The 12,556-nt window shown below is 69.9% G+C and carries 11 protein-coding genes; 4 read left to right on the top strand and 7 right to left on the bottom strand.

The genetic code is table 11. The features are described from left to right. Nucleotide 1: 1 nt before the first annotated feature. From EI73_RS07860 to EI73_RS07850, 3 genes are read right to left on the bottom strand one after another with little or no spacing between them, the layout of a single operon-like run. Complete coding sequence (locus EI73_RS07860; protein ID WP_034385759.1) at nucleotides 2-1,063, bottom strand: bifunctional nicotinamide-nucleotide adenylyltransferase/Nudix hydroxylase; 1,062 nt, start codon at nucleotides 1,061-1,063, stop codon at nucleotides 2-4. A gap of 48 nt (nucleotides 1,064-1,111) precedes the next feature. After that, on the bottom strand, nucleotides 1,112-1,894 hold the full coding sequence (locus EI73_RS07855) for a VC0807 family protein (RefSeq protein WP_034385757.1): 783 nt from the start codon (nucleotides 1,892-1,894) through the stop codon (nucleotides 1,112-1,114). Between the two features lie 59 nt (nucleotides 1,895-1,953). Beyond that, on the bottom strand, nucleotides 1,954-3,369 hold the full coding sequence (locus EI73_RS07850) for a DR2241 family protein (RefSeq protein WP_034385756.1): 1,416 nt from the start codon (nucleotides 3,367-3,369) through the stop codon (nucleotides 1,954-1,956). 177 nt (nucleotides 3,370-3,546) lie between these two features. On the opposite strand from EI73_RS07850, the gene EI73_RS07845 reads away from it, so the two are divergent. Together EI73_RS07845 and EI73_RS07840 are read left to right on the top strand one after the other, a co-directional pair. Then, nucleotides 3,547-3,972: a hypothetical protein gene (locus tag EI73_RS07845; protein WP_034385755.1), complete on the top strand. Its 426-nt coding sequence runs from the start codon at nucleotides 3,547-3,549 to the stop codon at nucleotides 3,970-3,972. A 102-nt stretch (nucleotides 3,973-4,074) separates the two neighbouring features. Then, nucleotides 4,075-5,160: a M20/M25/M40 family metallo-hydrolase gene (locus EI73_RS07840; RefSeq protein ID WP_034385753.1), complete on the top strand. Its 1,086-nt coding sequence runs from the start codon at nucleotides 4,075-4,077 to the stop codon at nucleotides 5,158-5,160. Here EI73_RS07840 and csaB read toward each other — a convergent pair. The 4 genes from csaB to EI73_RS07820 form a co-directional block, all read right to left on the bottom strand. After that, complete coding sequence (gene csaB / locus EI73_RS07835) at nucleotides 5,157-6,143, bottom strand: polysaccharide pyruvyl transferase CsaB (RefSeq protein WP_034385752.1); 987 nt, start codon at nucleotides 6,141-6,143, stop codon at nucleotides 5,157-5,159. The genes EI73_RS07840 and csaB overlap by 4 nt on opposite strands. Continuing rightward, complete coding sequence (locus EI73_RS07830; RefSeq protein ID WP_034385751.1) at nucleotides 6,140-7,987, bottom strand: DUF5693 family protein; 1,848 nt, start codon at nucleotides 7,985-7,987, stop codon at nucleotides 6,140-6,142. Before EI73_RS07830 ends, csaB begins: the two co-directional genes overlap by 4 nt. A gap of 63 nt (nucleotides 7,988-8,050) precedes the next feature. After that, on the bottom strand, nucleotides 8,051-8,665 hold the full coding sequence (udk, locus tag EI73_RS07825) for a uridine kinase (protein WP_034385749.1): 615 nt from the start codon (nucleotides 8,663-8,665) through the stop codon (nucleotides 8,051-8,053). Further along, nucleotides 8,662-9,696 (bottom strand): Glu/Leu/Phe/Val dehydrogenase dimerization domain-containing protein, encoded by a 1,035-nt coding sequence (locus EI73_RS07820; protein ID WP_034385747.1) that lies wholly within the window; start codon nucleotides 9,694-9,696, stop codon nucleotides 8,662-8,664. Before EI73_RS07820 ends, udk begins: the two co-directional genes overlap by 4 nt. A gap of 151 nt (nucleotides 9,697-9,847) precedes the next feature. On the opposite strand from EI73_RS07820, the gene EI73_RS07815 reads away from it, so the two are divergent. Continuing rightward, nucleotides 9,848-11,122, top strand: coding sequence for an E3 binding domain-containing protein (locus EI73_RS07815; protein WP_231557307.1), 1,275 nt, complete (start codon nucleotides 9,848-9,850; stop codon nucleotides 11,120-11,122). A 164-nt stretch (nucleotides 11,123-11,286) separates the two neighbouring features. Then, entirely contained in the window at nucleotides 11,287-12,501 is a 1,215-nt protein-coding gene (locus tag EI73_RS07810; RefSeq protein WP_034387907.1) for an adenylosuccinate synthase, read from the top strand. Nucleotides 12,502-12,556: the final 55 nt, after the last annotated feature.

Below are 12,556 nucleotides of genomic sequence, written 5' to 3'. Positions count from 1 at the left end.
TTTACCCGCGCAGCAGGAAGTGCTCGATGATCGCGTGGTGGTCCTCGAAAAACACCTCAGGGTGTGCGAGCGCCTCCGAGAAGGGGAGCCAGCGGGCCTCGGCGGCGTCGGCGGCCGCGTGCAGCTCGGGAAGCGGTCCAGTCCCCAGGTCAAAGTGAAAGGCGTGGGTGACGGTCCGTCCGCGCTGGCTGCGGCCCGGCGCGTCAAAGACGGCCTGAGCACGCCGCTGCGCCGGGAGATTCACCGCCTCGCTCAGCCCGGTTTCGCTGTAGGCCCGGCGAGCGGCGCAGTGGAGAAGCGTCTCCCCGGGGCTCAGAAACCCGCCCGGCAGAGCGAGCTGACCGCGCCCCGGCAGCCCTGCCCGGCGCACGACAAGCACGTGTCCGCTGCGGGTCACCGCCGCGTCGGCGGTCACGAACACGGGCGGGAAGGGAGCCCGTGCCCAGGCCGCGCGGTACTCGCGCAGGTAGTCGTACTCGGTCCGCAGGTCCCGGTACTCCGGCGTCTCCCGGAAAGCGGCCAGAAAGGCGTGGACGGCGGGGGGCACCATGCCCGCCACCTCGGAGAGGCGGTCTTCGAAAAAGGCCTGGCGCACATCGGTGGCGTTCAGCGGGCTCACGACGTGGGTGGGCAGGAACGTCCAGGCGGGAAAGGACCGCAGGTAGTAGCTGCTCTCGTCCTTGAGGTGCCCGATCAGGGCCACGTCCCGGCTGCCCCGCGTCTGCTGCGCTACGCCCTCCTGCACCTCCGAGAGCCACAAGCCCTCGTTGTAGAGGTGGTCGCGCACCTGCACAAAGCGCAGCCGCTCCTGCGCGGTGCCGGCGTCCCGCAGCATCTCGGAGATCACCGCCTGCCGCTCGGCAGCCGTGAAGGGGTTTTTGGTGTTTCGCGCCGCCCGCGCCGACCCGATCACCACGATCAGCTGCCCCACGTGCTGCAACGCCTCGAGCATCACCAGCAGGTGCGCCTGGTGCGGCGGCTGAAAACGCCCGATGTATACGCCGTAGGCCCACCGGCGGGCCACCGGGGGAGAGGTCAGGGCCGGGTCATGCGGAGCGGTCATGCTCCACGGTGGGGGCAGGAACGGATGTGAGGGATGAGAAGGAGCAGCCTACGCCGTCAGCTCTCCCCGTTCCCGCATCTTCTCGGCCAGCTTGGAGGGCTCAAGCAGGCTGGCCCCGGCCCCGTAGCGCCGTTTGACCGCAGCCTGCACGAGGGAGATGGCGAGGCCGACGCCGATCAGGCTGATCACCAGGCTGGGAACGCGCATCAGGGCGTTCACCTCGGCAACCTGGGCATTAAAGGCGTCCGTGCCGAACTTCGCGGTGACCCGCTGGTAGTTCACGGCGCTGTTGACTACGCCGCCGAGAAGGTCTACGGCGGCAAAGACGACGGTGCCCAGCACCACCCCACGGTGAATCTGTGGATCGCGCAGCGCCTGCTCGGTCACGGCGCGGTCCGCGGGCTTCTCGCCGAGGCTGGCCGCGTCCAGAAAGACGCGAAAGAGGGGCACGCGGGTCGCGGCGCTCGCCAAAAACAGGAGGCCCATCAGGTACGAGCGGGCGCTGTCCTTGATGGCGTACCAGAAGCCGTCCACGTACCAAAAGGCCAGCGCCCCGCTCAGGATGGCCCCGGCCCCGCCGATCAGGGCGACCGGGCTGACGTTGCGGTTGACAAACAGGTCGGCGAGCACATAGACGACCGGAACGAGCGCGGCGATCAGGTAGGCCCGGACATTCCCGGCTGTGCCGCCCCCCAGCAGGTCCGAGACGCCGATTCCCTGACCCAGCAGGTTGGGGCTCAGGATCAGGATGGGAATCGCCAGGGTAAAGATCAGGTCCCAGATCGTCTTGGGAATGCGGGAGCGGGACTGGGCGGCTTGCGGCGCGGACATGGGGACTATTCTCGCACCCGGACGTGAGGGGGAGGTGCTGCTCCGCGTTGCTGCCTTGCTTAGTCGTCGTGCGCGTGCCCGCCCTGGCCGCGCTGGCCGCTGACCTCCTCGCGCACCTCGGCGATGAAGTAGGTGCAGGCTTCGGCGCAGGGGATGGCGCCCGGTACCCCGCTGAAAAAGGTGACATTCAGTTTCTCCCCGGCCCACAGCCGGGTCTTGAGGCAGCGGCTGCACACGTCCCGGGCCACGGCCTCCACCTGTTCGGGTGTGGCGCGGGTGACCTTGGCATAGATGCCGGTCTGCCGCCGCGCGGTGGTGGGCCAGGGAGTGGCGCGCAGGGTTTGGGTGTGGTGCGCGTAGCCCTCCTCGACGACCGCCGGGTAGAGGTAGTGCACTCCGCGCGGAAGGTCGGCCTCCGACAGCACCGCTCGCCAGCCGCGCGGCAGGGTGCGGAAGGTGTGGACCGGCCGGTGGTGCCCGCCCTCGTCGCGGCGGGTGAGGTCGCGCAGGCCCTCGGGCGTGACGACGGTGGTGAGCCCTTCGGCAGGACGGCCCTCGTCCAGCGCGTGCCGCAGCTCGAACATGCCCGCGTGCGGGGTGATCAGCGCCTCGCCGACCCGCACGCCCTGGCGGGCCAGCGCCAAAAAGGCCGCCCATGCCTCGGCGTGACCGCGGTCCTCGTCCCCGCCCCGCGTGGGCGCGCCGCGCGCCTCCTCGGCCAGGTGCAGCACCACGTCCGCGACGCTGGGATGGGTGCCGACCGGCCTCGCGTAGTACACCGTCTGGGGACCGTGGGGATTCTCCGGGAAGATGGTCACCTCTCCGGTCAGGCCCATGTCCTCGGGAATGGTCTCCAGCGTGTGCCAACCCTCCGAGGCAAAAAAGGGCACGACGACCACCCGGGGCGCCCGGACCACCTCCGGCCAGGTGCCGATCCGCGGATCCTCATCCAGAAAAAGGGCGTGGACCTCGGCGAAGTGTCCTGCCTCGCGCAGGCGCTCCGCGTTGCGGTAGATCACCCGGTTGCTGTTCTCGTTGCGGGTGGTGCCGTGCCCCAACACGATCAGGGCTGTGTCCGCGGGGCTGAGGTCGGGCAGCACCTCGCGGGCACGGGCGAGAATCACCTCGCTCATCGTGGGGTGCACGCCGTAGGGCAGGGTATAGCGGACCGTGCGGCCGCCCAGCACGCGAGCCACGCCGCCCGCGGGGACCGGGCCCTGGTGGCCCAGGCCAAGCTCGCGGGGAATCACCGTCTCGGTGAAGTAGCCCTCGCTGATGAACATAGGAATCACGGTCACGTCGGTGCTGCGGGTGGTCTTGAGCACCTGGCGCAGGGACGGTTCCTCCTTCCAGTACCCCTCTACGACCTCGTCGTAAAGCCCCCGCTCGCGGAGCAGTTCCGCGTAGCGGTAGACCGCACCCGCGGACTCGCCATTCAGGTGAGAACCGTGACCGATCAGCACGAGCGAACGCATATGGGGCAATCTAGCAGCGCGTTGGCGGCGCAATTGTCCTCCTTGCTGCCCTCAGCGCGGCGGATAAACGCCCCTGAAGTGCCTCCTCACGCATGAGCTTGCCAGGATGCCTAGGGTGAGGGCGTTTGTACGGTCCAGCCGCTGGGGCCGGACCCCGTTCCTCTGCAGGAGGTTTCCATGTTCTTCCAGCAACGCGACCGTCACGAGCGGATGGCCCGCCTCGATCCCCGCGACCTCAACGGTGACGGGACCGTCAGCCCCCAGGAGGCGGCTGCCTACGTCCACGATTACCTGCAAAACGCCTCCCCAGAAGAGCGACGTGAGATTCTGCGCGAGTACTTCGGGCAGATGGACCCGCAGGAGCGGCAGCAGGTCGGTGACGCCATCGTTCGCAGCCCGTTGAATCCGGTGCAGAACGTTCGCTATGACGACCCCGACGACCTCGCCGACGCCTACACCCGCGCGGCGCAGGCCCCGGCACAGGACAACCGCAGCCCGCTGGAGGCGGCTTTTGCGCCCGGCGGCACCCTGAGTCATCCGCTGGTGAAAGCGGGCCTGGTCGGCCTCGCTGCGGCGATCGGCAGCCGGATGATGCGCCGCTGAGCCGCGCTGCTCCCAGACCTGCCCCCGCGCTCGGTCGGGGGCAGGATGACTTTTGCTCCGGTGAGCGTCCTTCCACACCGGCACCCGCTAGAATCGCCCGCGATGCCCCTCTCGTACCTCACGCGCATCGCGCAGACACCCGCCCCAACGTTCGAGGAGGGGGAACGCGCCGCCCTGATCGCAGGTCTCTGGCGCGAGCTGGGCTATGACGTCGTGCGCGACGAGGTGGGCAACGTCGTCACCCGCATCACACCCCCGGGCACGGAAGGCAAGCCTGCTCTGCTGCTCGCTGCGCACCTGGACACCGTGTTTGCTCGGGGCACGGACGTGACTGTGCGCGAGGACCGCGGGCGGCTGATCGGGCCGGGGGTAGGAGACAACAGTGCCAGTCTGGCGGTGATCACGGCGCTGCTGCGCGACCTACGCGGCCACACCCATGAATGGCGCCGTCCCCTGTGGGTGGCGGCGAACGTGGGCGAGGAGGGGCTGGGCGACCTGCGTGGGGCCAAGCACCTGCTCGCCCGGCACCGGGACGACCTGGGGGCCATGATCGCGGTGGACGGCTACCTGGGGGTCGCGGTGACGCGGGCGGTGGGCGTGCGGCGCTACCGAGCCGTGTTTCTGGGCCCCGGCGGGCACTCCTGGGGCGACCAGGCCCCCAGCGCCCTGCACGCGCTGGGTCTGGCCATTCAGGGCCTGTACGCGCTGCACCGCCCGGTGACCCCGCGCACCACCCTGAATGTGGGCCTGGCCTCCGGCGGCACCAGCATCAATTCCATCGCGGGCAGCGCCGAACTGCTTCTTGACCTGCGCTCGCTTGATCCCGCGCTGCTCGCGGACCTCGATACCCGTGCCCAGGCTGTCCTGCACGCCGCCGCCCGTGAGGTGGGCGTCTCGGTGCGCCTGGAGCGTGTCGGTGACCGGCCCGGTGGTGACCTCCACGCCGAGCCGCTCCTGGGGCTTGCCCGCGACGCCGCCCGCGAGGGCCGCATCGACCTGCGCCTCGCTTCCAGCAGCACCGATGCCAACGCCGCCGCCCCCTACCACCTGCCCGCCATCGCTCTGGGTGTCTACCGTGGCGGCAACGCGCACCGCGAGGACGAGTGGGTCCAGGCCAGCAGCCTAGGACCGGGTCTGCGCTTTCTGCGGCGAGTGGTGGAGCTGTACCAGCGGCGACCGGTGGCCTAAGCCCCGTGCGGCTCGCGCGCCAGTGCCCGCGTAAAGCTCTCTGCCGCCCGCGCTTGCATCCCCGCCACCGCGTTCCAGTCAGGAGCGGTGCGGTCCAGAGCCTGCCGAGTGAGGTCGTCCGGGTTCAGGGCCGTGGGGTGGATGGGGGCAGCGGCGTCCGTGCAAAAGCCCTGTACCTTGGGGTCGTAGGCGACGCCCGCGAAGGGAATACGAGCCGCCGCAGCGAGAATGACCGCGTGGAGGCGGACGCCGATCACAAAGCCGGCGGACGCGATCGCGTCCAGGGCCACCTGCGGGTCACGGGTGCTGAGCACCTCGTCCGCGCCGAGGCTGTGGGCCGCCGCGTCGTCCTGATCGGGCATGAAACTCAGGGCGGTCACGCGGCGGCCCTCGGCGCGCAGCTGGGCCGTGACCCGTTTCAGCCGCTCCGTCGCCTCCGTCACGTCGCCGCGCGGCGCGAGGATGACCCGCTGTGGGCCACGCGGCAGGCCCGGCGTGGGGGAGAGGAGCAGGGCGGGGTCGCCGCCCAATTCTCCTGCCAGCCCCAGCGCGCGCAGCGTGTCCAGGCTGCCACGGTCCCGCACGATCACCCGCACGCCCTGAAGGGCCGCCGCCACCCGGCGTCCACCCGCCTCGCTCAGCGGCCCGACGCTTTGGTTAAAGACGACCACCCGCTTGCCCAGCAGCCGGGCGAGGCGAATTACCCCCAGGTAGTAGGTGAGGGTGCGGGCACTCGTCTTGTCCTGCAACAGGCCCCCCCCGCCCGACAGCACGACCTGCGAGCGAGCGAGCGCGCCCAGCAGCGCGGCGGGGTTCATGCGCGCGGCACTCTCGCAGCCGTAGGTCCGGGCGGTCTCGGCGGGCGTGTTCGACAGCAGCAGCGGAACGGCCCCCCGCCGCTTCAGCTCGCGGGTGATCGCCAGGGCAATCGCCTCGTCGCCAGTGTTTCCGAAGCCGTAATATCCGCTGACGGCGACCCTCATGCCCGCACCTCCTGGCCGGCGCGGCGGGCACCCCAGTTCTCCCATAGCCGCAGCAGGAAGTTCAGCAGCGGAATGGCGGCCAAACCGAGCAGCAGGCCCACCCCCAGACCGATGAGGACGCGGGCTGCGCTGATCAGCAGCGGGGTGTGGAAGTGCGAGAAGGTGTTCAGAATGCTCGCCTGCCCCACCACGCCCCCCAGGATCAGGAGTGTGCTGAAAAAGCCCGGCAGCACGCCGCTCAGGCCGACAAGCGCCAGCGGGTGTCCGGCCACCTCTTTGAACCGCGGGCGGATGATGGAATCCTGAAGTTCTTGCCGCAGCCTCGCTTCGGTGTCGCTCACGCCCAGGCCGGTGGCATTTCCGCGGCGCAGGAAGACGACGGCGAACACGGCCAGACCCAGCGCCAACACCGCGAGGTCGCCCAGGCGCAGCGGCGTGTTGTAGAGGTCACGCGCCGTTTGGCGGATGTCTTGGCGCGGCAGAAAGCTGAGGGCCACCAGCGCCAGCGGGACCAGCAGCGTGAGGCCTACGCCCCGAAAGGGTTCTAGGCCAAGCACGCTCTCGCGGTTGGCCCCCAGCGCCGAGACGAACAGCACCCCCGCCAGCGAGAGGCCCGTGGCGATGAACCAGTCGGTGACGCGCGAGCGGCGCAGCACCAGCCCCAGCGCCGGAAAGGTGAGCGCAGCGATCAGTGCTCCGCCCGCGAAGGGCTGGAGGCCGTTGAGCCCGAGCGCGCCCAGCCCGGTCAACCCGGCCACGAGGAGCCCCAGCCGCGGCAGCGGGAAGCTCAGGCCGAGCAGCACGAGGGCGGCCAGCGGTCCAAAGAGGCTCAGCCAGCGCAGGGTGTCATTGGTCTGAAAGGGCGTGATGACCGGGGAGCCGACCTTGACCCCCGCCCGTTGGAGCAGCTCCGAGGTGCGCTTCAGAAAACGTTCTGTCTCGTACACCGTCGGAAAGGGGCGCACATACAGCAGGCGCTGGCTGCGTTCACGGGCGGCCAGCGCGTACTTGCTGGCACTGTCGATCGGCCCGATGCGGTTTTGCCAGCTGGGGTTCAGCGCGAACATCCGGGCCGCGCCGCGCCCCTCGATCAGGGTATTCAGTTCGCGCTGCGGCGAGCCCTCGATCAGGGCGGGCAGGCGCTGCCCGAGCCCCGCTTTGACCTGGGCAAGCCGCTCGGGTGTCCTGGCCCCGACCACCTCGTCCCCCGTAAAGGCGATAAAGGGAACGTCCGGCCAGTCCGCGGCGGGCGCCTTCACCGCCTCGTCATCGTAGGGGCGGTAGACCAGCACCAGGCCCTGTGCCCTGAGGGCGTCGATCAGCGCCTCATTCGGTCCGGCGGGCAAAAAGCTGGGATCGGTGGGCCACGCCACCCACGGCTGCCCGGCCACCGTCACCCGGCGCGTGGGAATGGTGTACCGTCCCGGCAGCGTCGCGAGCTCCCGCTCGCCCTGCGGGGTGAGGGCCCGCAGGTACACCCACTGCGGGTTGACATCCGCGCCGGGGTGCTCGGCGGCCAGGTCCGCGCCCCGCCGCACGTACAGGTCACCGCGCTGCTCCAGGTTGCCGATCACGTCCTCGTACACGGCCACGCCATTCACGCCGAGCGCCCTGTAGCGGTCGAGGAGGGCTTGCGGTTCCAGCCCGACCCGCTGTGCCTGCACCGCCAGCGCCGGATAGTCCATCACGACGGCGACGGTTTTTTGCGCCTGCTCGTACGCCACCCGTTGCCAGGCCAGCACCAGCGCCGGCAGCAGCGACAGCAGGATCACGGCCAGCAGCGGAACAGTGAGGGGATGGCGGGTGGGCGGCGGGAGGGGGGTGGGGTCGGTCACGGGAGACATCCTAGAGGGGAGAAGTTGGAGGTGAGGGAGGGTCAGGGCGCCTGGGCGGCTCCCATCCCGCCCTCAGATCGTCGCGCGAATTCGGGCTGCGAGCATGTCGAGCGCGGGTTCGTTCATGCCGCCGTGGGGAATGATGACGTCGGCGTAGCGTTTGGTGGGCTCCACAAAGCTCAGGTGCATGGGCCGCACGAACTCCAGGTACTGTTCGATGACGCTTTCGGGGGTGCGCCCGCGCTCCTGGGTGTCGCGCAGCAGACGGCGGATAAAGCGCACGTCGGCGTCGGCATCCACAAAGACTTTGAGGTGCATCCGCTCGCGCAGCTCCGGGTCATACAGGGCAAAAAAGCCCTCCAGCACCACGACGGGCGCGGGCAGCACGGTGGTCGTCTTCTGCGAGCGGGTGTGCTGGGTAAAGTCGTACTCCGGCATCTCGATGGGCACTCCGGCGAGCAGGGCGCCGAGGTGTTCGCGCAGCAGTGCCCAGTCGAACGCCGCCGGGTGGTCGTAGTTCGTCTTCAGCCGCACCTGAAGCGGGATGTCGTCCTGTGACCGGTAGTAGTTGTCCTGGTTCAGCACCGCGACGCCGCCCTGCCCGACCGTCTCGATCACCCGCCGAGTCACGGTGGTTTTGCCGCTTCCCGAGCCCCCCGCGACGCCGATGACAAAGGGAGAACTCACGCGCCCCGCCCCAGGCTGCCGATCAGGTCTATGCGCCGTTCAGCCATGCGCCGCGCGACCACATGGGGGGGCTTGCCGACCCGCTCGGCCACGACCACGATGCGGGCAACGGTGGCGTATACGCGCTCTGCCGCCTGTTCAGGGGTTAGGTTGGTGGCGGCGGCGATCAGGCCCGCGGCATTGATGGCGAAGTCGGGGATGTACACGATGCCGGCTTCGCGCACGGCGTCCTCGCCCCGGCGCGAGAGGGGATGATGCTCGCCCCCCGCGATCAGGCGGCACTGCAGGCGGGGGACGTCGGCCGAGTGGATGGAGTGCCCGTAGCCGCACGGCGCGAGGATGTCACAGGGCACGTCGAGCAGTGCCCCCGCCTCAACAACGGCGGTGCCCTCCAGGTCGTCGGCGAGGTCCTGGGCGCGCTCGGGCCGGGTATCCGCCACGGTGAGGCGAGCGCCCTCGCGGTGCAGGTGCTCGGCGAGCGCGCGGCCCACCGCTCCCGCGCCCAGGACCGCTACCCGTACGCCGCGCATGCTCTCGTTGCCCAGGGCGTAGCGGGCGGCAGCCTTGATGCCGCGGTACACGCCGTAGCCGGTCACGCTGCTGGTATCGGTGTTGACACCCAGCGTGGCGGGCGTCTCCTGCGCCACAAAGGCGATGTCGTTCGGCGTCACGCCGATGTCCTCGGTGAGCACCACGCGTGACGCCAGTGGCCGGACCTGGCGGCCCAGAGCACGGAACAGCGCCTCTCGGGCGTGCGGGTCGTCCACGCCGGTTTCGGGCATCAGGAGGACGCATGCGCCGCCCCCGTAGTTCAGACCGGCCAGCGCGGCTTTGAGGGTCAGGCTCTCGCTGAGGGCCAGGGCGCCTTTGAGGGCTTCTTCCTCGCTCAGCGGCCGCAGGCGCACCCCTGCGATGGCCGGGCCCAGCACCGTCGAATGCACCGCCAGGGCTGCTCGCAGGCCGCTGGGCGCGTGGTGCAAAAGCGTCAGGGCCTCATGCCCCCGCGACTGCATCTCCTCGAATATCTGCATCTTTTCTCCGGTACGCGGCGGCGGCCGCGCAGCAACGCCCCGAGAGTAGCATCTGGGGATGAGGCGCGGGGGTGAGCGGCTGGTGCCCCAGCGTTTTTCTTGGTCTCCCTTGAAAGAAGCCTGTCAGGCGTGAGGCGTCACTCTGACGCCTATGGAAATGGAACGCATTGCTCCGCTCGCCAAGATCCTGGCGGAAGCGAACGGGATCGACTGGCGGCACCTGCACGGCACCGGTGACGGTGGTATGATCGTCGAGCAGGACATCTTGAATTACCTCTCGCGGGTGATGAGCGGTGAGGAGGAGCCCCCGCCCACCCCGGTTGACGCTCCACCGCCCGAGTGGACCGGTACCGAGCTGCCGCCCGGCGGCGGCCTGCTGGGCCCCGGCATGCCCAGCATGGACATGCTCAGCAGCGCCGGTGTGGACGCTGACCTGGCCGCGTTTGTCGGTCAGGCTCCGGTAGCGGCCCCGCCCCCCGCCCAAGCCGAAGACGAGCTCGAGTTCGAACTGGAAGACGAGCAGGTGGATGACGTACCCCCGGCGGCCCAGCCGGAACCCCAGCCGCTGCCCGTGCGGGAAGAACGGGAAGAAACGGTGGCGGCCCGTCACGAGGAGCCTGTCGCCGAGCCGGTGCCCGCTGTTGCTGCAGCTGCTTCCGGCAGCGTGATGGGCGGCCTGGGCAGCCTGCTCTCCCGCCTGTACCAGCCCTCTCGAACCACGCCGGAGGTTTCGGCCCCCGCCGCCGAGCCCGCGCCTGCCTCCTCCCCCGCACCCGCCTCCTCTGAGGTGCCCGCCGTTGCCGCCACGGCAGAGGTCACGCCGCCTGCTTCTGCCCCCGCTGTCCCGGTCGCGGCGGAAGCTGTCGCGGCGCAGCCTGAGGTGCGGCCCGCCGAACAGGAGCCGGAAGTCGTCACGCCCGCTCCGGCAGCTGCGGCGGCGCTTCCCAGCCATGAAGCCCGCCGGGAAGCCGTCTGGTTGGGCACCTACCTGCGCCGTGACGCGAACCTGGCCCCGGTCACCGACCTGCGCCGTCAGCTCGTGAATGCCCTTGGACAGGACGTGCCCCTTGCGCTGCTTGTCGCCCGCGCCGCGCAGCGCCACGCGGACAGCCTGAACCTGAATACCGTTGCCATCTACGACCCCAACACCGGTGGGGCCTGCCCCGCCCAGCCGGGTTCCCTGCGCGCCGCCCTCTCCGCTGTGCAGGGCGAGCACGAGGGTACGCCGGAACTGCTGGTGACCGATGCCGGGGCGCTTGACCTCGACGACCTGCACCTTCCGCACACCCTGACCCTCAGCGTGGGCCGCGTGCAGGAGGGCCGCGCCGCCCTCACCCTCAATGGCGACGTGGAGCCCGCCCGAGCGGCCCGCTTTCTGGCGAACGTGGCGGCGACGCTGGAGGAGCCCATCATTCTGGTGCTGTAAACGCGAAGCGGCCAGCTCAAGGAGCGCGCGGCTGGCCGCCCTCTGGACAGGACCAGGCGCGCTTATTCCCCGCCGGGGTACACTGAGGCACGGTGCCGCGCGCCGTGCTTTTTTTTGCCCCCGAGGCGGAACAGAGCAAGTCTGCGCGCGCGGCGGGAGGCTCGATGCCTGGAATTGCAATCATCGGCGCGCAGTGGGGAGACGAAGGCAAGGGGAAGATTACCGACTTTCTGGCTCCGCAGGCGAGGTATGTGGTGCGCTATCAGGGCGGCGCGAACGCCGGGCACACCGTGACGGCCCGGGGGCAGACCTTTAAGCTGAACCTGTTGCCCAGCGGCGTCCTGCACGAGGGCACCGTCAGCATCCTGGGTGACGGCATGGTGATTGACCCGGAAAAGTTCCTCGCTGAGCGGCAGAACCTGCTTGATGGCGGGCTGAACCCCGAACTGCGCATCAGCGACCGAGCGCACCTCGTGTTGCCGCACCACAAGTACGTCGACGGGCGCAAGGACTTCGTGGGCACCACCGGGCGCGGAATTGGCCCGGCCTATGCCGACCGAGCGCGGCGCGTTGGCATTCGCTTTGGGGACCTGGCGGATGAGGGCGTGCTGCGCGAGCGGGTCGAGCGGCTGCTGGAAGCCAAACCCAACAGCACCCGGGACGCGGGCTGGGCCACGGTGGCGGACGCGCTGGGTTACCTGCTCCCCATCCGTGACGCGCTGCTGCCCTTTGTGGAAGACACCGGCGCGCAGCTTCGCCAGGCGATCCGGGAGGGCGAGAACGTCCTGTTCGAGGGGGCGCAGGCGACCCTCCTCGACCTCAACTACGGCACCTATCCCTTCGTGACGAGCAGCCATCCCACGGTGGGCGGCATCCTGGTGGGCGCGGGGGTCAACCACAAGGCGATCAGCCGGACGTACGGCGTGGCCAAGGCCTTTAATACCCGCGTCGGCCACGGTCCCTTTCCCACCGAGGTCTTCGGGGAGATGGAGGTGCGCCTGCGCGGCGACGGCTCCAAGCCCTGGGACGAGTTCGGCACCACGACGGGCCGTGCCCGCCGCGTGGGCTGGCTGGACCTGGCCCTGCTGAAATACGCGGTGGACGTGAACGGCTTTGACGGCCTGGTCATCAACAAGATGGACATCCTGGCGGGCCTGGAGACCGTGAAGGTCGGCGTGGGGTATGACGCGGCGGGTCAGCCCATCTACCGCGAACTGCCCGGCTGGGCCAGCACCGAGGGCGCGACGAGCCGCGCTACGCTCCCCAAGGAGGCGCAGGCGTACCTCGACCTGATCGAGGAAACCGTGGGCTGCCCGGTCGTGATCTTCTCCTGCGGCCCCGCGCGCGAGCAGACGTACGGCGCGGTGAGCTGGGACTAGGAGGTCTGTGCTCTCCTACAGTTCCTCACGGCCCCCGCCCTCTAGACTGGCCCCG

Source organism: Deinococcus sp. YIM 77859, from assembly GCF_000745175.1.
Lineage (GTDB): Bacteria > Deinococcota > Deinococci > Deinococcales > Deinococcaceae > Deinococcus.
This window is presented reverse-complemented; position numbering and strand designations above follow the sequence as displayed.

Coding starts and splice junctions, on each gene's coding strand:
- EI73_RS07820 (WP_034385747.1), bottom strand. CDS start 9,696: ATGCAGATATTCGAGGAGATGCAGTCGCGGGGGCATGAGGCCCTGACG.
- EI73_RS07855 (WP_034385757.1), bottom strand. CDS start 1,894: ATGTCCGCGCCGCAAGCCGCCCAGTCCCGCTCCCGCATTCCCAAGACG.
- EI73_RS07840 (WP_034385753.1), top strand. CDS start 4,075: ATGCCCCTCTCGTACCTCACGCGCATCGCGCAGACACCCGCCCCAACG.
- EI73_RS07845 (WP_034385755.1), top strand. CDS start 3,547: ATGTTCTTCCAGCAACGCGACCGTCACGAGCGGATGGCCCGCCTCGAT.
- EI73_RS07860 (WP_034385759.1), bottom strand. CDS start 1,063: ATGACCGCTCCGCATGACCCGGCCCTGACCTCTCCCCCGGTGGCCCGC.
- EI73_RS07850 (WP_034385756.1), bottom strand. CDS start 3,369: ATGCGTTCGCTCGTGCTGATCGGTCACGGTTCTCACCTGAATGGCGAG.
- EI73_RS07810 (WP_034387907.1), top strand. CDS start 11,287: ATGCCTGGAATTGCAATCATCGGCGCGCAGTGGGGAGACGAAGGCAAG.
- EI73_RS07830 (WP_034385751.1), bottom strand. CDS start 7,987: ATGTCTCCCGTGACCGACCCCACCCCCCTCCCGCCGCCCACCCGCCAT.
- EI73_RS07815 (WP_231557307.1), top strand. CDS start 9,848: ATGGAAATGGAACGCATTGCTCCGCTCGCCAAGATCCTGGCGGAAGCG.
- csaB (WP_034385752.1), bottom strand. CDS start 6,143: ATGAGGGTCGCCGTCAGCGGATATTACGGCTTCGGAAACACTGGCGAC.